This window comes from Cellulosimicrobium sp. E-16, assembly GCF_049913115.1.
Classification (GTDB): domain Bacteria; phylum Actinomycetota; class Actinomycetes; order Actinomycetales; family Cellulomonadaceae; genus Cellulosimicrobium.
The window spans coordinates 1,404,595-1,425,134 of sequence record NZ_CP183974.1 but is presented as its reverse complement, the minus strand read 5'-3'; the positions used below and the strand labels follow the sequence as shown (position 1 = coordinate 1,425,134).

The following is a 20,540-nucleotide window of genomic DNA, read 5'->3' as shown; positions in this document are numbered from 1 at the left end:
CCGGGAATGCCGCAGGGCGCGGCCGTGGTGGTCCACGGCCGCGCCCTGGGAGGAGGTCAGGCGGAGGCGCGCTCCGCCGCGTCGACGACGTTCGCGAGGAGCATCGCGCGCGTCATGGGCCCGACCCCGCCGGGGTTCGGCGAGATCCAGCCCGCGACCTCGGCGACGTCGGGCGCTGCGTCCCCGACGACGCGGCTCTTGCCGGTCTCGGGGTCGACCTCGCGCGAGACGCCGACGTCGATGACGACGGCTCCCGGCTTGACCATGTCGCGCGTGACGATGCCCTGGACGCCCGCGGCCGCGACGACGACGTCGGCGCGGCGGACGAGGTCCGCGAGGTCCGTCGTCCCGGTGTGCGTGAGCGTCACGGTCGCGTTGACGGCGCGGCGCGTGAGCAGCAGGCCGATCGAGCGGCCGACGGTCACGCCGCGCCCCACGACCACGACCTCCTTGCCCGCGAGGGAGATCCCGTGCCGCTCGATGAGCTCGATGATCCCGCGCGGCGTGCACGGGAGCGGCGAGGTGACCTCCTCGTTGACGCGCAGGACGAGGCGCCCGAGGTTGGTCGGGTGCAGCCCGTCCGCGTCCTTGGCCGGGTCGATGAGCTCGAGCACGCGGTTGGTGTCGATGCCCTTCGGGAGCGGGAGCTGCACGATGTACCCCGTGCAGGCGGGGTCCTCGTTGAGGCGGCGGACGGCGGCCTCGATCTCCTCCTGCGTCGCGTCGCCGGGCAGGTCCTCGCGGATCGAGGACAGGCCGACCTCGGCGCAGTCGCGGTGCTTGCCCGCGACGTACCACTGCGAGCCCGGGTCGTCGCCGACCAGGAGCGTGCCCAGGCCGGGCACGACGCCCTTCCCGGCGAGGACCGCGAGGCGGTCCTTGAGCTCGGCCTTGATGGTGGCGGCCGTCGCCTTGCCGTCGAGGAGCTGTGCGCTCACTGGTGGAGGCCCGGGTAGAGCGGGAAGTCGGCCGTGAGCTTCTGCACGCGGGCGCGCAGGGCGTCGGCGTCGGTCGCGGCACCCTCGCGGAGTGCGGTCGCGATGATCTCGGCGACCTCGGTGAACTCGGCGTCGCCGAAGCCGCGCGTCGCGAGCGCGGGCGTGCCGATGCGCAGGCCGGACGTGACGCGCGGGGGGCGCGGGTCGAACGGCACCGCGTTGCGGTTCACGGTGATGCCGACCTCGTGCAGGAGGTCCTCGGCCTGCTGGCCGTCGAGCGCGGAGTGGCGCAGGTCGACGAGCACGAGGTGGACGTCGGTGCCGCCCGTGAGGACGGAGACGCCGGCCTGGGCCACGTCGGCCTGGGCGAGGCGGTCGGCGATGATGCTCGCGCCGCGCAGCGTGCGCTCCTGGCGGTCGCGGAAGTCGTCCGTGCCGGCGATCTTGAACGACACGGCCTTGGCGGCGACGACGTGCATGAGCGGGCCACCCTGCTGGCCCGGGAACACGGCGGAGTCGATCTTCTTGGCGTACTCCTCCTTGCTCAGGATGAAGCCGGAGCGCGGGCCGCCGATCGTCTTGTGCACCGTGGAGGAGACGACGTCCGCGTACGGCACCGGGGACGGGTGCAGACCCGCGGCCACGAGGCCCGCGAAGTGCGCCATGTCCACCCAGAGCTTGGCGCCGACCTCGTCGGCGATCTCGCGGAACGCCGCGAAGTCGAGGTGGCGCGGGTAGGCGGACCAGCCGCCGATGATGACGTCGGGGCGCGTCTCGAGGGCCTGCTTGCGCACCTCGTCCATCTCGATGCGGTACGACTGCGGGTCCACGCCGTACGCCGCGACGTCGTAGAGCTTGCCGGAGAAGTTGATCTTCATGCCGTGCGTGAGGTGGCCGCCGTGGGCCAGCTCGAGGCCGAGGATCTTGTCGCCCTTGTTGATGAGCGCGTGCAGCACGGCGGCGTTGGCCGTGGCGCCCGAGTGCGGCTGGACGTTGGCGTGCTCGGCACCGAACAGGTCCTTGGCGCGGGCGATCGCGAGGTTCTCCGCGACGTCGACCTGCTCGCAGCCGCCGTAGTAGCGGCGGCCCGGGTAGCCCTCGGCGTACTTGTTGGTGAGCACGGAGCCCTGCGCCTGCAGGACGGCGCGCGGGACGAAGTTCTCGGACGCGATCATCTCGAGGGTGTCGCGCTGGCGCGCGAGCTCCCCGTCGAGGACGGCCGCGATCTCGGGGTCGAGCTCGGCGAGCGGGGTGTCGAGGACGTTGTCGGCTGGCTGGGCGCTCATGGCGTCTCCTCCGCGGGTGCTTGGCAGTGTGTCGTCGGTGGTCACGTTCCCGGCTCGCCGGGTACGCCCCACCAGGGGGTGACCCGGGGCCCAGGCGAACGACCCGTCGTCTGCACAGCGTGTCGCTCCCCGGTGGTGATCCACCCTGCCCGGGCGGAGTTCCACCGGGCGGCGCCAGTCGCGACGCGTCGATCCTAGCGCACGGCCCGTCGCCGGGTCCCGGGCTCTCGCCCGGGTCCGGCCTCGCCTGCTCCTGCCCGGCTACTCCTGGCCGACGGCGTCGGACTCGTTGCGCGCCTCGGCCTCGCCGAGGATGCGGCGCAGGTAGGTGTAGGTGAGGTCGCCGGCGGCCTTGTCGTACTGCTCCTCGTACCCGTGCTTGGTGTACATCGCGAGGTTCTGCTTGGAGTCCTTGCCCGTGAAGACCCAGATCTCCGACGTCTGCTCGGGCAGGTAGGGCAGCACCTCGAAGAGCATCTGCGTCCCGATGCCGCGGCCCTGCATGTCCGGCGCGACCGCGAGCCGGCCGAGCGTCGCCTTGCTGTCCTCGATCTCGACGCGGACCGAGCCGACCAGGCGCGGGCCGAGCCACGCCCCGATCGTCACGACGTCCTCGCGCGCGAGGTCCTCGCGCAGCTCGTGGAGGGTCTGGGTCAGCGGGGGGATGTTGGGGTCCTGGTAGAGCTGCGCCTCGGTGACGAACGCCGCCCGCCGCAGGGTCAGGAGCTCACCGGCCTCGGCGTCGTCGACGAGGCGGGTCGTGATCTGCGCGTCGTTCATGAAGACATCGTGTCAGACATCGCGCGGCGCGACCGCGCGTGTCCGGGTGATGTCAGGCTGCCGGACGGCGGCCCCGGCACCGCCGGGACGCGGCTACCCTCTGAGGGGTGTCCACGACAGATCCCCGTGGCGCCGACGTCCCCGACACCTCGGCGCTCCGCACCGCGCAGCCCCCGACCGGCGACCCCACGCACTGGGTCCTCACGCTCTCGTGCCCGGACGGGCCGGGGATCGTGCACGCCGTCGCCGGGGCCCTCGCTCGGCTCGGCGGCAACATCACGGAGTCGCAGCAGTTCGGCGACCCGCTCTCGGGGCTGTTCTTCATGCGCGTGCAGGTCACGGCGGCCGCGGAGCGCGCCGAGCTGGAGCGCGCGGTCGAGGAGGTCGCTGCCCGGTTCGCCATGACGTGGCAGCTCGACGTCGTCGGGCGCCGCATCCGCACGCTGCTCATGGTCTCCAAGGCACCGCACTGCCTCGTCGACCTGCTGTACCGCGAGCGCTCCCAGGGCATGCCGATCGAGGTCGTCGGCGTCGTCGGCAACCATCGGGACCTCGAGGACATCGCGACGTTCTACGGCAAGCCGTTCCACCACGTGCCCGTCACGCGCGACACCAAGGCCGACGCCGAGGCACGCCTGCGCGGGCTCGTCGCCGAGCTCGACGTCGAGCTCGTCGTCCTCGCGCGCTACATGCAGATCCTCTCGGACGAGCTGTGCCGCGAGATGCCCGGTCGCATCATCAACATCCACCACTCGTTCCTGCCGAGCTTCAAGGGCGCACGCCCGTACGCCCAGGCGCACGACCGCGGCGTCAAGCTCATCGGGGCCACGTCGCACTACGTGACGGGCGACCTCGACGAGGGCCCGATCATCGAGCAGGACGTCGAGCGCGTCGACCACTCGCGCCGCGTCGAGGACCTCGTCGCGATCGGCGAGGACGTCGAGCGCCAGACGCTCGCGCGGGCCGTGCGCTGGCACGCGGAGCACCGTGTTCTCCTCGACGGGCACCGCACCGTCGTCTTCCGCTGAGCCGCGGGCTCACGCCGGGCTCACCGGCACCTCCCCCTGCACGACGGCGACCCCCGCCACGTCCGAGGACGTGACGGGGGTCGTCGCGCGGCGGCGTGCCGGTACGCCGTCGCCTCCCGGTCGCTCAGCGCGAACGGGTCACTTGGTGAGCTCCTCGAGGGTGGGGTCACCCGCGTAGACCTCGGCCGCGTTCTCCTGCGTGACGATGACCGGCTCGAGCAGGAAGGCCGGGACGACCTTGACGCCGTTGTCGTAGGACTCCGTGTCGTTGATCTCCGGCTCCTCGCCCGCCTGGAGCGCCTTCACCGCGTTGATCGACTCCTCGACGAGCTTGCGCGTGTCCTTGTAGATCGTCGAGTACTGCTCACCCGCGACGATCGACTTGACCGACTCGACCTCGGAGTCCTGGCCGGTGATGACCGGGGTCTCCTTGCCGGCCTGCTTGGCCGACGTGAGCGCCGCGCGGGCGAGCGTGTCGTTCGGCGACAGGACGCCGTCGATCTCCTTGTCGGAGTAGCTACCCGAGAGCACGGTGTCCATGCGCTTCTGCGCGTTCTCGGCCTTCCAGCCCTGCGTCGCGACCTGCTCGAACGACGTCTGGCCGGACGGGACGACGAGCGTCCCGTCCTCGATCTTCGGGTCGAGCACGCTCATGGCGCCCTCGAAGAACGGCGTCGAGTTCGCGTCGTCGGGCGAGCCGGCGATGAGCTCGATGTTGTACGGGCCCTCACCCTTGCGCTCGGCGAGGCCCTGCAGCAGCGCCTCGCCCTGGAGCACGCCGACCTGGTAGTTGTCGAACGCGATGTACTCGTCGACGGCGTCCGTGTTCTTCACGAGACGGTCGTAGGCGATGACGGTCGCGCCGTTGTCCTTCGCGTTCTTGAGCTGGGTCCCGAGCTGCGACCCGTCGATGGCGCCGACGATGATGACCTTCGCGCCCTGCTCGACCATGGCGTCGATCTGGCTCTGCTGCTCCGAGACGCCGCCGTTGGCGAACTGGACGATCGGCTTGAAGCCGGCCTCGGTGAGCCCGTCGTTGAACAGCTGCTCGGCGAGCACCCAGTTCTCCGAGGTCTTCTGCGGGAGGGCGACACCGATGGTCGCGCCCTCCTCGAAGCCGGCGGCCGCGGACTCGCCGCCGCCGGTGGAGTCGCCACCGGCGTCGCCCCCGCGGTCGGAGGAGCAGCCGCTGAGCACGAGCGCGCTCGCGGCGGTGAGCGCCAGGAGCGTCGTGGTGAGCTTCTTCATGGGTACCACTTTCTTGTCGGGCATCCGTCGTCGGATGCGGTCAGGGGGTCGTGCGGTGGGTGGGACGTGAGGGGCAGGTCAGGTCAGCCCTTGGCGGCGGTGGCCCCGGCCTCGACCGGCACCTCCGGCTGGGCGTCGTCGGCGCCCGTGACGGCTCCGGTGCCCTTGTCGCGCCGCGACGGGAAGATCAGCGCGATGATCGACGGCCGCCCCTGCACCTTGTTGTAGACGTCGAACGCGACCGCGATGAGGAGCACGAGGCCCTTGATGATCTGGGTCATGTCGGAGCCGACGCCCATGAGCTGGAGACCGTTGTTGAGGACGGCCATGACGAGGCCACCGATGACCGAGCCGACGACGGTGCCCACGCCGCCGGAGACCGCGGCCCCGCCGATGAAGACGGCCGCGATCGCGTCGAGCTCCCACATGTTTCCGTCGAACGGGCCGGAGGCCGTCGAGCGGCCGATGAAGATCATCCCGGCCAGCGACGCGAGGATCGACATGTTCATCATGACGAAGAAGTTGGTGCGCTTGATGTTCACGCCGGACAGCGCCGCCGCCGCCCGGTTGCCGCCCACCGCGTAGACGTGGCGACCGGTGATGGTCCGCGACGCCACGAACTGGTACACGACGACGAGCAGGACCAGCACGAGCGCCGGGACCGGGAACGAGGTGCCGACGCGGCCCGAGCCGTAGAGGTACGTGAGGTAGGCGATCACGGCGCTGAAGAGGACGACGCGCGTCACGGCGACCGAGGTCGGGACCGGCTCGGCGCCGAGCTTGCGGGCGCTCGCGCGGCGGCGGAACTCCGACCAGACGACGGCCGCGATCGCCAGGACGCCGAGCAGGAGCGTCGAGTTGTTGAGGCCGGTGTTCGGCCCCCACTCGGGCAGGTAGCCGCCACCGAGGGTCTGGAGCTCCTGCGGCACGGGCACCGTGTTCGACTTGCCGATGAACTGGTTGAGGCCGCGGAAGAGCATCATGCCGGCGAGGGTCGTGATGAACCCCGGGATGCCGACGTAGGCCACCCACCACCCCTGCCAGGCGCCGATGACCGCGCCCACGCACAGCCCGAGGAGGATGCCTAGCCACCACGGGATGCCCCAGTCCCGGATGGCGATGGCCACGATGATGCCGGTCACGGCGGCCACCGACCCGACCGACAGGTCGATGTGGCCCGCGATGATCACGAGGACCATGCCGATCGCGAGGATGAGGATGTAGGAGTTGCCGTTGAGCAGGTTCTGCGCGTTGCTCGGCGTGAGGACCCGCCCGCCCGTGGCGATCTGGAAGTAGATGACCAGGGCGAGGAGCGCGAAGAGCATGCCGAACTGGCGCGCTCCCCCGCTCAGCAGCTGCTTGATGGACGACATCGTCGGTGGTTCCTTCTCGGTTGCGATGCGGTGGCTGGTTGGGGGACGCGCTCAGGCGGCGGCGTCGGAGGGTGCGTCGCCGGGCGTCCCGGTCATGAGGCGCATGAGCCCCTCCTGGGTCGCCTCCGATCCGGGGACCTCGCCCGTGATCCGCCCCTCGAAGACGGTGTAGATGCGGTCGCACAGACCGAGGAGCTCGGGCAGCTCGGACGAGATGACCACCACGCCGCGGCCCGCGTCGGCGAGCTTCTGGACCAGGCCGTAGATCTCGTACTTGGCGCCCACGTCGATGCCGCGTGTCGGCTCGTCGAGGATGAGGAGCTCCGGCTCGGTGTACATCCACTTGGCGAGCAGGACCTTCTGCTGGTTGCCGCCCGAGAGCTTGGCGACGCCCTCGTGCACGCTCGGCGCCTTGATGGAGAACGCCTTGCGGTACGACTCGGCCGCGACGAACGCCGCGTCCTGGTCGATGACGCCCGCCTTCGCGATGCGCGGCAGGTTCGCCGCCTGGATCGTGCCGAGGATCGTGTCGAGCAGGTTCAGCCCCAGCGCCTTGCGGTCCTCGGGGACGTAGGCGATCCGGTTCTCGATGGCCGAGAGCACCGTGGGCATGGACACCTCGCGGCCGTCGATGCGCACGACGCCGGACTTGTAGCGCCCGTACGACCGCCCGAAGAGCGACCGCGCGAGCTCGGTGCGGCCGGCGCCCATGATCCCGGCGAAACCGACGATCTCGCCGCGGCGGACGTGGAACGTCGAGCCCTTGCACACGTAGCGGCCCGGCACCTCGGGGTGCTCCACGGTCCAGCCCTCGACCTCGAAGAACGTCTCGCCGATCGAGGGCGTGTGGGCCGGGAAGCGCGACTCGAGCGAGCGGCCGACCATGCCGCGGATGATGCGGTCCTCGTCGACGGCGTCGTTCTCCACGTCGAGCGTCTCGATCGAGCGGCCGTCGCGGATGATCGTGATCGAGTCGGCGACCTCCTCGATCTCGTTGAGCTTGTGGGAGATCATGATGCTCGTCAGGCCCTTGGACCGCAGTCCGCGCAGCAGGTCGAGCAGGTGCTCCGAGTCCTCCTCGTTGAGCGCGGACGTCGGCTCGTCGAGGATGAGCAGGCGCACGTCCTTGGCGAGCGCGCGGGCGATCTCGACGAGCTGCTGCTTGCCGACGCCGATGCTCTTGATCTGGGCGTCGGGCGACTCCTGGAGCCCGACGCGCGCCATGAGCTCCTCGGCGCGCTGGCGGGCCGCGCCCCAGTCGATGCCGAACGCACCCTTGACCTCGTTCCCGAGGAAGATGTTCTCGGTGATCGAGAGCTCAGGGATGAGGGCGAGCTCCTGGTGGATGATGACGATCCCCGCGTGCTCGCTCGACCGGATGTCCTTGAACTGGACCTCCGCGCCGTCGTAGTAGATGTCGCCCGAGTACGTCCCGTGCGGGTACACGCCCGAGAGCACCTTCATGAGCGTCGACTTGCCGGCGCCGTTCTCGCCGCAGATCGCGTGGATCTCGCCGGCTCGCACCCGCAGGTTCACGTCGTCGAGGGCGCGCACGCCCGGGAACTCCTTGGTGATGCCTCGCATCTCGAGGATCACGCGCTCGTCCGTCATCGGACCTCCTCCTGCCGAGGACAGCTCGCCGCGCACCGACGCGCCGCGTACCCGGACACCCTCAGCGCCGCCCGAGCGGGCCTGACGCTATGCCGGTCACGTTCTTGGCGTCAACTCCTGAACGCAAGGATCGCCAGAACCGTGACCAAACAGCGACCTAAGTCCTGACAGCGCTGTCTGTTTCGTGGCGATGTGAGCGCAAACATCGCGATAGCGCTCCCATGAAGTCAGGCTATGAAGTCGCGAGAGCGCTCCCGCGGTGTGACAGCGCTAACAGCACGCTCCGGCGGTGGAAGTCGAAAGGGGTGCGAGTCCCGCCCGCGCTACGCGCGGAGCAGAGGGAGCTTGAAGCCCTCGTGCGACTGCTCGTAGCCGAGCGACCGGTAGAACCGGTGGGCGTCGGCCCGCTGCTTGTCGGACGTGAGCTGGGCCAGCGTGCAGCCTCGCGCGACGCCCCAGGCGTGCGCCCACGTCATCATCGCGCGGCCGACGCCCTGCCCGCGGAGACCGCGGTCGACGCGGACCGCCTCGACGAGGAGCCGAGACGCCCCGCGCCGGGAGATCCCCGGGATCACGGTGAGCTGCATCGTGCCGACGACCTCTCCGTCGAGCTCGACCACGACCAGCTCGTTGTTCGCGTCGGCGTCGATCGCCGCGAACGCCGCCTCGTGCTCGGGACCGACCTCCCCCGTCCGGGCGCGGGCTATGGCGTCGTCCGCGATGAGCGCGACCACCCGCGGCAGGTCGGCCGCCACGGCCGTACGGAACGAGAGACCCGCAATCGGGCCGGGGCCGGTCCAGGACATGCTGCTCACGGTCCGTGACCGTACCAGCCGCGGGACGAGCCATCGCGGCCTGGCCCGAGGCCGGACGAGCATGCGGTCGTCGCCCGTCCTGAGGCCAGGACGGGCGACGACCGCATGGTCGGCGGGTGGAGGATCAGGACGACGCTCCCCCGTTCAGGAGCAGGTGACCCCCTCGTGCTCGACGGTGAAGGTCGAGGTGACCTCCTCGCCGTCGACCACCGCGGTGGCCGTGACGACGGCCTCCCCCGCCGCGACGGTCTTCGCCCGCGTCGCGAACGACTGGTAGGCGTTCTTCCCGGCCGCGACCTTCGTGAACGCCTTCTCGCCGAACGGCGTGGAGAGCGTCAGGTCCACGGGGACGGCGCCGTCGTTCGTCGCGCGGACGGCGACGTAGGCCTTGCCCGCGAGGCAGCGGGGCTGCACCTCGACGGAGACGGGCAGCTCGCCGCCCCCCTGCGGCTCGACGAGCACCGCGACGGTGCGCGCCGGGACCGTGACGGTCCCGGAGGCCGCGTCCCACGTGGTGCCCCGCACGACGGCGTCGCTCCCCTCGGCCTGGACCGGCGAGAGCACGTACTCGCGGCCCGCCAACGCGGACAGCGGGACGGTGACCTCGTCCGGCGAGGCGTTGAAGACGGCGAGCAGCCCGTCGAGCGCGGGGTCGACGTCGGCACCGACGGTGTCGTCCACCGACATCGCGACGACGCCCGGCGCCTGCTCCGGACCGGCGCCCGGGAAGGTGACCTTCTCCCGGATGAGGTCCGCGTCGCCGAGCCGGAAGAGCTCGGTCGAGTGCCGCAGCCGCAGGAGGTCCTCCGCCTGTGCCGACGCGGTGGCGATGTCGTCGGGCGACGGCTCGAGCGCCGGGTCCGCGAGGAGCGGGGCCATGAGCGGCCACTTGTCCTCGTTGTCGGCGGCCATCGGCAGTCCGTTGCCGAACCCGTTGTCCTGGCCGGTCCAGTCGATCGCGTTGAACCAGTCGCCCGAGTCGTAGCTGTTGCGGTCGAGCGACTTCGACCGCAGCAGGTCCGTGCCCGCGTGCCAGAACGACGGCGTCTGGGAGAGCGCCGCGGTCGCGAGCGAGACCGTGTTCATCCGCACGCGCTCGTCCATCGGCGTGTCGGCCGGGAGCTTGAGCGTGAGCAGGTCGAACAATGTCTCGTTGTCGTGCGCGTCGACGTACGTCACGACCTCCTCGGGCGAGTCGGCGTAGCCGGCCGGTGCCCCGCGGTAGTCGATCTCGTCGCCGCGCTTCTCCTCGCCCGTCGACGTGACGAGCGTGTAGTCGCGCAGGTTGCCGGCGAGCCCGAGGCGCACGAGGTCGGTCTGGTGGCCGAGGTCGGCGAGCTCGTCCGCGGAGCCGTCGTTCACGGTCCCCGGCTCCCCCGCCCGGGCGGGCTGCCCGTTCGGGTCCGTCGCGAGCCCGGTGCCGAAGCCCTGGGTGAACGTGGACGCGCCGTCGACGGGCGAGCCGCCGTGCACGGCGTCCCGCAGCCGGTCGGAGAACGTCCCGATGCCCGTGCCGCCGAGCTGACCCTGCGTGGCCTGCTCGAACAGCGCGTTGCCCGCGACCTCGCCGAAGTCCCAGCCCTCGCCGTACAGGTAGACGGACTTCCCGTCGACGCCGTCCTCGGCGAGCGTGAGCTCGTCGAGCGCGGCCCGGACGTCGAGCATGTTCTGCTTCGAGTGGTGACCCATGAGGTCGAAGCGGAACCCGTCGACACGGTAGTCCTTCGCCCACGTGACGACCGAGTCGACCATGAGCTTGCCCGCCATCGCGTGCTCGGTCGCGACGTTCTCGCAGCACGTGCTCGTCTCGACGGAGCCGGTGGTCGGGTTCTGCCGGTGGTAGTAGCCCGGTACGACCTTGTCGAGGACCGACTTCGCGTCCTGGCCGCTCGCCGCGGTGTGGTTGAACACCTGGTCGAGCACGACCTGGAGCCCCGCCCCGTGGAGCGACCCGACCATGGTGCGGAACTCCGCGACGCGCGCGCCGCCGTCCGCGTCGACGGCGTACGACCCCTCCGGGGTGCTGAAGTGCCACGGGTCGTAGCCCCAGTTGAAACCGTCCTGCGCCTGCACCGCCGCGACCGCGGCCTGCTGCTCGGTCGAGTCGGGAGCGAGCCCGGAGAGGTCGCCCGTCGTCTTCTGGGCGGCACGGTCCTCGGGGATCGACGCGATGTCGAACGTCGGGAGGAGGTGCACCGTGGTGAGGCCCGCGTCCGCGAGCTCGCGCAGGTGCGTCATCCCGGCCGAGTCCTTCTCGGCGAACGCGAGGTAGGTGCCGCGCCGCTCGGCGGGGACCGTCTCGTCGGAGATCGAGAAGTCGCGCACGTGCAGCTCGTAGATCGTCTGGTCCACCGCGCGCTCGACGACCGGGGCGGGCGTGCCTTCCCAGGCGCTCGGGCGGAACGCGGGGTCGTCGAGGTCGACGGCCACCGAGTGCGTGGAGTCGAGGGTGAGCCCCACCGAGTACGGGTCGGTGACGACGTTCGTCTCGACCTTCCCCGTGCTCGGGACGTAGACCCGCACCTCGTAGAGGTAGCGCGTGCCCTTCCAGCCGACGTCCGCGCCGCCGAGCTTCTTGTCGGCTGCCTTACCGTCGAGCGTCCACGTGCCGTCGGACCGGCGCGCGGCCTCGAACCGGCGCGGGTCGTCGTCGAGCGACGCCCCCGCGGGCCAGGCGAGCACCGAGACGGCCTTCGCCGTCGGCGCCCACAGCGCGAACGACGCCCACTTGCCGTTGGCGTGCCACGAGACGCCGAGCTCGCGCTCGGCCGCGTCCTGCGCGAACAGGTCGTCGACGACGCCCGGCACCTGGACGCCGGTCGCGGCCGTAAGGACGCCGTCGTCGGCCCGGGTCACGAGGAGCTGGCCGGTGAGCGCAGCCTCGGCCGCGGCGCGGTCGAGCGGCTCGCCGTCGTCGAGCACGCGCAGCGCCGTGTGCCCGGCGAGCGCCGGGAACTCGGCGGCGACGTCGTCGGGCAGGCCCGCCGGGTCCACCTCGAGCGTGTACGACGCCGTGCCCTCCGGAGCCTGCACCTCGCCGTCGGCGGCGCCCGGGGTGACCGAGAGCCCGCCCTCGGGGGCGGACCACAGGGTCCACTCCTCGCCCGTGCCGAGGTCGCCCGGCCACGCGACGACGCCCTCGCGCACCCAGTGCGCCGCCTGCTGACCGGTCCCCGGCAGCGGTGGGTTCGCCACCTCGATGGTCAGGACGTGGGTCGCGAGGTCGTAGGAGAACGTGACGTTCTCGCCGTCGCCCACGGAGAACTGGTAGTTCGCGCCGTCGGGCGCGCCGCCCACCCCGTAGTTCTCGGCCCAGCTCAGGCCGTGCGCGACCTTGCCCTCGTACGCGCCGGCCGCGAGTCGGTCGGTCGACCAGGTGTAGGTGCCGTCGCCGTCGGGGTCCTTGAGCCAGGACGCGAGGCAGTCGGGCGCCCACGAGGCGGGGCAGCCGACCTGGTCCTGGAAGGAGCCCGGCAGCGTGACGATCGGGCCCTGAGCGGTGCTCGAGAAGTCCTTGCTCACCGGGTCCCAGTAGAACGTGACCGGGCCGCCGGTCGTCGTGTACGTCGCGTTGCCACCGTCCTGTACGCCGCCGACGCCGTAGTTGACGGTCCACGACCCGTTGAGCGCGACCTTGTACTCGTACGTCCCGGCCGGGACGTCGAACGTGCCCGCGTAGACGCCGTCAGCGCGCTGGGTGAGCTCCGCGGCCTCGCACGCCGGGGCCCAGTCGCCCGCGCAGCCCATGGCCGCGTTGTGGCTCCCGGGCACGGTCACGAGGTCGATCTCGGGCTCGGGCTCCTCGCCCACGGCCCCGCTGACGTCGAGCCCGACGCTCGCGAACGTCGACGCGGCGGCGCGGTCGCCGTCGGCGTCGGTCGTCACGGCGCGGTACTCGACCAGGGTGCCCTCGGCCAGGCCCGCGACGTCGTGGAAGACGCGCGGCGCCGTGTCCTCCGCGGTGCCGAGCGGGTGCCACTCGGCGCTCCCGACCTCGCGCCACGCGAACGACGTCTCGGCCCACGCGTCGGCGTCGACCGTGGCCGTCACGGGCGCGACCCCGGTGACCGCTCCCCCGGCGCGCGGCACGGTGAGGGCGATCTCGCCCGACGAGTCCGCGCCGACCTCGCGGTCGGCCCGCAGCACGACCGTGCCCGTCGCCGGAACGGCCAGCGTGACGGTGCCCTCGGCGTCCGCCGTGACGGGCTGGGCCGAGCCGCCGTAGAGCGCCTCGTACGAGGCTCCCGGCGTGAGGGTCGTGAACGTCGCCGAGCGCTCCTCGGCCGCGTTGTTCAGCGCGACGAGGTACTCGACCCTCTCGGTACGGTCCACGCGGCTGAAGGCGTACACACCCGCGCCGTTCTCGACGTAGCGCTCCACCTGGGCGCCGTCGGCGAGCGCCGGGTGCGCCTCGCGCAGCGCGGCGAGCTCGGCGATGTGGCCGTAGAGCGGCGCGTCGGTGCCGAAGCGGTCGACGCTGCCGGCCTGCTCGCCCGTGACGAGCGGCTGGTCGGCGTACTCGTCGACCTGCGTCGCGAACAGGGTCTGGCGCGCGTCCTTGTCGCCGCCCTTCCCGGCGAAGCCCTGCTCGTCGCCGTAGTACACGACCGGCTGCCCGCGGGTCAGGTACATGAGGTCGTGCGCGAGCTCGTCGCGCGCGAGCGGGTCGTCGGTGCTCGCGAGCATGTACCCCACGCGGCCCATGTCGTGGTTGCCGAGGAACGTGGGCAGCGCCTGCGCGTTCGTCGTGGGCGTCGTGTACATGTCGTCGCTCGCGAAGAGCGACGCGAGGCCCTTGGCGCTGTTGCCGCTCGCGAAGCTCGTCGCGGCGGACTGGAACGTGAAGTCGAGCGTCGAGCTCATGTCGGTCTTGCGCACGTAGGGCGAGAGCTTCGCCGCGTCGGCGTCGTACACCTCGCCGAACATGAAGAAGTCGTCCTTGCCCTGCGCGTGCGCGTAGTCGAGGACCTCGGTGGTCCACGTCTCCCAGAACTCGAAGTTCACGTGCTTGACGGTGTCGATGCGGAAGCCGTCGATGCCGAGGTCGATCCAGTCCTGGTAGACGTCGACGAACCCGTCGACGACCGTCGGGTGCTCCGTCATGAGGTCGTCGAGGCCGTCGAAGTCCCCGTACGTCACCGACTCCCCGGTCCACGTCGAGTTGCCCCGGTTGTGGTAGAGCGTCGGGTCGTTGAGCCAGGCCGGGACCTTGAGGTCCTCCTTGCCCGCGGGGACCACCGGCGTGTACGGGAACGACGTCGCGGCGTCCAGCGCCGGGAAGTCGCCGGTGCCCGCGTGGTCCGCCGGGTCGAACACGGTGCCCTCGGCGTCGCGGTACGGCGACGTGGCCTGGTCGACGTACGAGTACTGCTTCTCCTCGTAGTCGATCACGTCGGCCGTGTGGTTCGTGATGATGTCGAAGTAGACCTTGATGCCGCGGTCGTGCGCCTCGTCGATGAGCGCCTCGAGCTCGGCGTTGGTGCCGAGGTGCGGGTCGATCTGCGTGAAGTCGGTGATCCAGTAGCCGTGGTAGCCCGCGGAGGCGTCGGCGCCGGTGCCCTGGACCGGCTGGTTCTTGAACGACGGCGTGAGCCAGATCGCCGTCGTGCCCAGGCCCTCGACGTAGTCGAGGTTCTGCCGCAGACCCGCGATGTCGCCGCCCTGGTAGAAGCCCTTGTTCGTCGGGTCGTACCCGGAGGCGAGGGGGTCGTCGCCGAGCCCGGCGGTGTCGTTCGACGGGTCGCCGTTGGCGAACCGGTCCGTCATGACGAAGTAGAAGCGCTCGTCCGACCCGGGCTGGCGCACGGGCGGCACCACGAGGTCGGCGTCCTGGGCCTCGTCGTAGCCGCCGGCGAGCCCGAGCGGCGTGAGGGCGATGCGGTGCGTCGCCTCGTCGAACGTGACGCGGACGGTCGCGTCGCCGCCGAGCACGAGCGGCGCGTCGTCCTGGCCGCCGTCGCGGCCGTACGCCTCGTCCCAGGCGTCGTCGAACGCGACCTTGTACTGGTACGTCCCGGCGGGTAGGTCGAAGTCGGCGGACCACACGCCCGCGGCGTCGGTGGGCGCGAGCTCGGTCGCGTCGCACGCGGGGTCCCAGTCGGCCGAGCAGCCGAGCTCGGACTGGAGGTCGCCCACGAGAGCGAGCGTGCGCTCGTCGGCCCCCGCCGCGGGGGTGGCGAGCGCGGCGAGCGTGACGCCCGCCAGGCCGGAGGTGGCGAGCGCGACGGCGGTGACCGACGCCGTCGTACGGGACCCGCGCGAGCGACGGGCCGGAGGGTCGGATGGGTGGGGCGACGGTGTGCGCGGGACGCGGCGACGTCGCGGCGTGGAGGTCATGAGGACTCCCTCGTCCGGTGGCTGGTGCGGGGCCGCAGGCATGAGCTGGCACGAACCGGTGGACGCGGACGACGGAGACCGACAGCGGGCGACGTCGACCGCGGCTTCTCAGCGTACGGCTGAGCCGAACTGTACTGCTTGCAGAAAGTTGCAGCAAGGTTCGGTAACCAGTCCGCGCGCACCTCTGCTGCACCGCCTCCTGAAGACGCCGAACCCGGGGTCGCTCCTCACGGAACGTGTCCGGTGAGGAGAGGCCCCGGGTTCGGCGGGAGAAGGAGGTCAGCCCGCGAGGTGACCCCACCGTGGCGCGAGGTCGCGCCACGGCCCGACCTCGGCGACCCGGCCCTCGTCGAGCACGACGACGCGGTCCGCGCGCGCGAGCGCGGCCCGCTTCGACGTCGCGCCGATCACCGTGGTCCCGCGCTCCCGGAGCGAGGTCCACAGCTCGATCTCCGTCGCCGCGTCGAGCGCGCTCGAGACGTCGTCGGCGAGGAGGAGCTCGGCGTCGGTCGCGAGCGCCCGCGCGAGGGCGAGCCGCTGCACCTGGCCGCCCGAGAGCCGGACGCCGCGGTGCCCCACCAGGGCCTCGTGGCCCCCGGCCTCGACGACGTCGCGCTCCAGGCGCGCGGCCGCGACCGGTCCGTGCACGTCGCGCTCGTGCCCGAGCCGCACGTTGTCCGCGAACGACCCCGAGAGCACGCGTGGGACCTGCGCCACGTGGGCGACCTGCCCCGGCCGCAGGAACGTCTGGGCGTCGACGACGTCGGTCCCGTTCCACCGGATGTGGCCCGTGTGCTCCATGAGGCCCGACAACGCCGAGAGCAGGCTCGACTTGCCCGCCCCGACCTGCCCGAGCAGGAGGACGAGCTCACCGCGGCGCACCGCGAGATCGACGCCCTGGACGCCGATCGTGCCGTCGTCGTGCAGCGCGGTGACGTCGGCCAGCTCGAGCCGCTCGAGCGGCCGGCGCGGGCCCGGGTCGGGCACGGGTGCCTCGCCCGTGAGGAGGTCGACGCCGGGCGGCAGGTCCATGAGGTCCGTGCCCGCGGCGAACCGGCTCGTGGCCCGCTGCCACGAGCGCGTGCCGGGCGCCTCCGTCACGACCGCCCCCGCGACCACGCCGAACCAGCCGAAGCCGGTCACCGCGTTGGCGACCAGGAGCGCCGTCGCGAGGTCCCACGTGCCGGTCAGCAGCCCCGCCCACGCCGCGACGACGCCGAGCTGGATCATGACGAGCGGGACACCGTCGAGCGCGGCCTGCACCCGGTGCTCGAAGATCGCGGCCCGCACGCGGCCCCCGTCGACGTCGCGCAGGTGCGCGTGCACCTGCGGCGTCCGCGCGGCGAGCTTGACCGTGCGCGCCGAGTCGAGCGCCGAGACCAGCGCACGCCCGAACCGAGCACGCGCCGCGGACGACCGCGTGGCCGACCGGCCGGCGATCGGGCGCCCGAGCGCCGAGGCCGCCGCGGACACGACCATCACCGCGAGCAGCACCGCGCCCGCGAGCCACGACCCGCTGAGCAGCGCCGTGACCCCCGCGATGACGAGGCCGTTGACGAAGTCGACCCACCGGTCCGCGTACCGGACGAAGCGGTCGGCGTCCATGGCGCGCGCGACCACCTCGCCCGGGGGCGTCGCCGTGAGCCGGTGCTGGCGCGTCTGGCCGGCCATGACGGCCATGCGCACGCGCAGCAGCACCTCGACCCACCAGCGCGGGTAGACGTACAGCGCCCAGGCGAGGCACAGCGGCGCGAGGACGAGGAGCACGGCGAGCGGCACGAGCAGCCGCGCCGGGAAGCCCTCGTCCAGGTCCTGCACCGCGCGGCCCCAGAGGAAGCCCGTGACGGCACCCTGCGCCGACACGAGGCTCGTCGCCAGGAACAGCAGGGCGCCCACGACGCCCCACGCGGGGCGCACGAACAGCGCGTGCAGCACCCCGCGCGCGAGGCTGGGCCCGTCACCGGGGTCCGCGAGGGCCGGCGGTTCGCCCCGCCGTCGGCGACCCCCGACCGCCTCCGCGGCACGGTCCTGGCCCGAGGTCTCGACGCCCTCCGGGACACCTGACCCGTCGGGTCCGCCGGATGCGTCGGCACCGTCGAGCAGGTCGGCGCCCGTACCGGCGCGCGTGCCGATGGCGTCGGTCGCGGCCTCCTCGGCGACGCTCGCCGCGAGGAGGTCGCGGTACGGGCCCGCGACGCGGGCGAGCGCCGCCCGCTCACCCTGCTGCACGACCCGCCCGTGGTCGAGGACCGCGAGCAGCCCGGCGCGCTCGATCGTCGTCAGGCGGTGCGCGACGAGCACGCCCGTGCGCCCGGCGAGCAGCCGCTCCGAGGCCGCGACGACGCGCGCCTCCGTGAGCGGGTCCATGCGCGCGGTCGCCTCGTCGAGCACGACGACCTGCACGTCGCGGACGAGCAGCCGCGCGAACGCGACGAGCTGCTCCTCCCCCGCCGAGAGCGACGTCCCGCCCGGGCCCAGCAGCGTGTCCAGCCCGTCGGGGAGTCCCGCGACCCAGTCGTCGAGCCGGAGCTCGCGCACGGCGGCCTCGACGTCGGCGCGCGGCACGTCGGCGAAGAGCGCGACGTTCTCGGCGAGCGTGCCCGCGAGGATCTCGGTCCGCTGCGTCACGACCCCCACCGCGGCACGCAGCGCCTGGAGGTCCAGGTCGCGCACGTCCACGCCGCCGACGAGCACCGTGCCGCGGGGCGGCTCGACCGCGCGCGACAGCAGCGACGCCAGGGTCGACTTGCCCGACCCCGTCCGCCCCACGAGCGCGACCGTCTCGCCCGCGGGCACCCGCAGGCTCACGCCGTCGAGCGCGAACGTGCCCTCGGCGTAGGAGAAGTGGAGGTCGCGCAGCTCGATCCCGACCGGTCCGGTCGGCAGCGTGCGCCCGCCCGTCGGCTCGGGCTCGACCGCGAGCATCTGCCGGATGCGCGTGAGCGCCCCGATGCCCTCCTGGATGTCCGGGAGGTGGTGGACCAGGTTGTCGACCTGCCCGACGAACATCGCCGTCACGAGGAACAGGGTGACGAGGCGGTCGACGCCCAGGTCGCCGTCCGCGGCGAGCGCGGCGCCCGCGACGGCGACACCGGCGAGCAGCGACGCGAGCACGAGGCCCGCGCGCCGGAGCATGCGCGACTCGACGACGAGCACGGCCTCGAACTTCCGGTGGACGGCGGCCGAGCGCTCGGCGAGGCGCCGCACCGCGAACGACTGGCCGAGGCTCGTGCGCAGGTCGTCGCGCGCGGCGACCGACTCCTCGAACGCGGCGGCGTGGTCCGTCCAGGCCGCCTCCTCGATCACCTTGCGGCGCGCGATCTCTCCGAGCATGGGCCGCACGATCACGGCGGCCAGGGCGCCGAGCACCGGGAAGAGGATCCAGGCGGGCCACCACGTGAGGCCCGCGACGACCCACATCGGCAGGACGCCGACGACCGTGCGCCCCGCGCCCCAGAGCTGGCGGCGCACCAGCGTGCCGACCGCGTGCGTGTCGTCGTCGACGCGGTCGAGCACCTCGCCGACCGCCTGCTCCGTGAGCGTGGCGAGCGGCTGGTGCAGGGCCGCCGTGAGCAGGTCGCCGCGCAGCCGGCCCTCGGCGCGGTCCACGACCCCGGCCCACACGACCTGGCCCACGGTGTCGAGCAGCGCCGCGCCGACGACGCAGGCAGCGAGGAGCTGGAGCGTCGCCGTCGTCGGGTCGTCGGCGAGCCAGCCCGCGATGACGGTCCCGAGCGCGGCACCGACCGCACCGAGCGTGAGCGCGACGAGCGCGACGACGGCCAGCGGCCCGCGCAGCCGCCGCCAGTCCAGACGACGGGCGGGGTCGACGGGCGCGCGCGACGCACGCGCCGTCGTGGTGGTGTCCGGGGCGGTCGGGGGGTTCGGGGGCTGCTCGGTCGGCAGGGTGGCGTCGATCATGGCCCGTCGACCCTACGGCGCGTCACCCACGCCGACGCAGGGTTTTTCCACCGTGGTCGCCACCCGCGAACACCCTGCACCGCTGCCCCCCGCACCGTCCCGGTCCCGCGGTCAGACCGCGGGACCGGGACAGGACTCAGACGAGCCCGAGCTGCTCCACGGCCTGCCGCTCCTCCTGAAGCTCCGCGACCGACGCGTCGACGCGCCCGCGCGAGAACTCCGACAGCTCGAGGCCCTGAACGATCTCCCACGACCCGTCGCGCGAGACCACCGGGAACGACGAGATGAGGCCCGTCGGGACGCCGTACGACCCGTCGGACACGACTCCGGCGCTCGTCCAGTCGCCCTCCGGCGTGCCGTGGACCCAGTCGCGCACGTGGTCGATCGCCGCGTTCGCGGCCGACGCCGCCGACGACGCGCCGCGCGCGTCGATGATCGCCGCGCCGCGCTTGGCGACCGTCGGGATGAACGTGCCCTCGAGCCACTCGCGGTCCTCCGCGAGCCGCGTGCCCGGGGTCCCCGCGACGTCCGCCTGGAAGATGTCCGGGTACTGCGTCGCCGAGTGGTTGCCCCAGATCGTCACCTTGCGCACCTCCGAGACCGGCACGCCCGCCTTCTTGGCCACCTGCGTCAGCGCGCGGTTGTGGTCCAGGCGCGTCATCGCGGTGAACCGGTCCTTCGGCACGTCCGGCGCGTTCGACGCCGCGATGAGCGCGTTCGTGTTCGCCGGGTTGCCGACGACCAGGACGCGGACGTCGTCCGCCGCGCCCGCGTTGATCGCCTGGCCCTGAGGCTTGAAGATGCCGCCGTTCGCCTCGAGCAGGTCGCCACGCTCCATGCCCGGCCCGCGCGGTCGCGCGCCCACGAGCAGCGCGACGTTCGTCCCCTCGAACGCGGCCGTCGGGTCGTCGAAGATGTCGATGCCCGCGAGCAGCGGGAAGGCGCAGTCGTCGAGCTCCATCGCGGTGCCCTCCGCGGCCTTGACGCCCTGCGGGATCTCCAGGAGGCGCAGGCGCACGGGGGTGTCGGTGCCGAGCATCTGGCCCGACGCGATACGGAAGAGCAGTGCGTAGCCGATCTGACCGGCAGCGCCGGTCACCGTCACGTTCACGGGGGAAGTCATGCGCTCACTCTCCCACAACGCGAACCGCTCGGAAGCCCGACGGCGACCGGAGACGACGACGGCGACGCCCCTGCGAAGAGG

11 protein-coding genes and 1 riboswitch are annotated in these 20,540 nt (G+C 72.5%); of the genes, 1 reads left to right on the top strand and 10 read right to left on the bottom strand.

What is annotated here, in order from left to right; all coding sequences use genetic code 11:
* Nucleotides 1-56 precede the first annotated feature (56 nt).
* From ACN9MS_RS06225 to ACN9MS_RS06215, 3 genes are all read right to left on the bottom strand, one after another.
* Nucleotides 57-938: a bifunctional methylenetetrahydrofolate dehydrogenase/methenyltetrahydrofolate cyclohydrolase gene (locus tag ACN9MS_RS06225; RefSeq protein ID WP_426311161.1), complete on the bottom strand. Its 882-nt coding sequence runs from the start codon at nucleotides 936-938 to the stop codon at nucleotides 57-59.
* Nucleotides 935-2,224: a serine hydroxymethyltransferase gene (glyA, locus tag ACN9MS_RS06220; protein WP_426311160.1), complete on the bottom strand. Its 1,290-nt coding sequence runs from the start codon at nucleotides 2,222-2,224 to the stop codon at nucleotides 935-937. Before glyA ends, ACN9MS_RS06225 begins: the two co-directional genes overlap by 4 nt.
* Nucleotides 2,225-2,305: 81 nt before the next feature.
* Nucleotides 2,306-2,416, bottom strand: a riboswitch (ZMP/ZTP riboswitch).
* A gap of 69 nt (nucleotides 2,417-2,485) precedes the next feature.
* On the bottom strand, nucleotides 2,486-3,004 hold the full coding sequence (locus tag ACN9MS_RS06215) for a GNAT family N-acetyltransferase (RefSeq protein ID WP_378234459.1): 519 nt from the start codon (nucleotides 3,002-3,004) through the stop codon (nucleotides 2,486-2,488).
* 107 nt (nucleotides 3,005-3,111) lie between these two features.
* On the opposite strand from ACN9MS_RS06215, the gene purU reads away from it, so the two are divergent.
* Nucleotides 3,112-4,032, top strand: a complete 921-nt coding sequence (gene purU / locus ACN9MS_RS06210) for a formyltetrahydrofolate deformylase (RefSeq protein WP_426311159.1) — start codon at nucleotides 3,112-3,114, stop codon at nucleotides 4,030-4,032.
* 138 nt (nucleotides 4,033-4,170) lie between these two features.
* On the opposite strand, the gene ACN9MS_RS06205 is transcribed toward purU, so the two are convergent.
* The 7 genes from ACN9MS_RS06205 to ACN9MS_RS06175 all read right to left on the bottom strand — a co-directional run bounded on the left by ACN9MS_RS06205 (nucleotide 4,171) and on the right by ACN9MS_RS06175 (nucleotide 20,459).
* Nucleotides 4,171-5,280, bottom strand: coding sequence for a substrate-binding domain-containing protein (locus ACN9MS_RS06205; protein ID WP_378234461.1), 1,110 nt, complete (start codon nucleotides 5,278-5,280; stop codon nucleotides 4,171-4,173).
* A gap of 83 nt (nucleotides 5,281-5,363) precedes the next feature.
* Nucleotides 5,364-6,653 (bottom strand): multiple monosaccharide ABC transporter permease, encoded by a 1,290-nt coding sequence (mmsB, locus tag ACN9MS_RS06200; RefSeq protein ID WP_047234069.1) that lies wholly within the window; start codon nucleotides 6,651-6,653, stop codon nucleotides 5,364-5,366.
* A gap of 51 nt (nucleotides 6,654-6,704) precedes the next feature.
* Complete coding sequence (gene mmsA, locus ACN9MS_RS06195) at nucleotides 6,705-8,264, bottom strand: multiple monosaccharide ABC transporter ATP-binding protein (RefSeq protein ID WP_426311158.1); 1,560 nt, start codon at nucleotides 8,262-8,264, stop codon at nucleotides 6,705-6,707.
* A 323-nt stretch (nucleotides 8,265-8,587) separates the two neighbouring features.
* Nucleotides 8,588-9,070, bottom strand: coding sequence for a GNAT family N-acetyltransferase (locus tag ACN9MS_RS06190; RefSeq protein WP_426311841.1), 483 nt, complete (start codon nucleotides 9,068-9,070; stop codon nucleotides 8,588-8,590).
* Nucleotides 9,071-9,223: 153 nt separating this feature from the next.
* On the bottom strand, nucleotides 9,224-15,415 hold the full coding sequence (gene pulA, locus ACN9MS_RS06185) for a pullulanase-type alpha-1,6-glucosidase (RefSeq protein WP_426311157.1): 6,192 nt from the start codon (nucleotides 15,413-15,415) through the stop codon (nucleotides 9,224-9,226).
* A 279-nt stretch (nucleotides 15,416-15,694) separates the two neighbouring features.
* On the bottom strand, nucleotides 15,695-19,336 hold the full coding sequence (locus ACN9MS_RS06180; protein ID WP_426311156.1) for an ATP-binding cassette domain-containing protein: 3,642 nt from the start codon (nucleotides 19,334-19,336) through the stop codon (nucleotides 15,695-15,697).
* A 136-nt stretch (nucleotides 19,337-19,472) separates the two neighbouring features.
* Nucleotides 19,473-20,459 (bottom strand): malate dehydrogenase, encoded by a 987-nt coding sequence (locus tag ACN9MS_RS06175; protein WP_426311155.1) that lies wholly within the window; start codon nucleotides 20,457-20,459, stop codon nucleotides 19,473-19,475.
* Nucleotides 20,460-20,540 lie beyond the last annotated feature (81 nt).

What these genes read in the sequence shown, in the direction of transcription:
- glyA (WP_426311160.1), bottom strand. Translation starts at nt 2,224, where the DNA reads ATGAGCGCCCAGCCAGCCGACAACGTCCTCGACACCCCGCTCGCCGAG.
- ACN9MS_RS06215 (WP_378234459.1), bottom strand. Translation starts at nt 3,004, where the DNA reads ATGAACGACGCGCAGATCACGACCCGCCTCGTCGACGACGCCGAGGCC.
- ACN9MS_RS06205 (WP_378234461.1), bottom strand. Translation starts at nt 5,280, where the DNA reads ATGAAGAAGCTCACCACGACGCTCCTGGCGCTCACCGCCGCGAGCGCG.
- mmsB (WP_047234069.1), bottom strand. Translation starts at nt 6,653, where the DNA reads ATGTCGTCCATCAAGCAGCTGCTGAGCGGGGGAGCGCGCCAGTTCGGC.
- mmsA (WP_426311158.1), bottom strand. Translation starts at nt 8,264, where the DNA reads ATGACGGACGAGCGCGTGATCCTCGAGATGCGAGGCATCACCAAGGAG.
- ACN9MS_RS06190 (WP_426311841.1), bottom strand. Translation starts at nt 9,070, where the DNA reads ATGTCCTGGACCGGCCCCGGCCCGATTGCGGGTCTCTCGTTCCGTACG.
- pulA (WP_426311157.1), bottom strand. Translation starts at nt 15,415, where the DNA reads ATGACCTCCACGCCGCGACGTCGCCGCGTCCCGCGCACACCGTCGCCC.
- ACN9MS_RS06180 (WP_426311156.1), bottom strand. Translation starts at nt 19,336, where the DNA reads ATGATCGACGCCACCCTGCCGACCGAGCAGCCCCCGAACCCCCCGACC.
- ACN9MS_RS06175 (WP_426311155.1), bottom strand. Translation starts at nt 20,459, where the DNA reads ATGACTTCCCCCGTGAACGTGACGGTGACCGGCGCTGCCGGTCAGATC.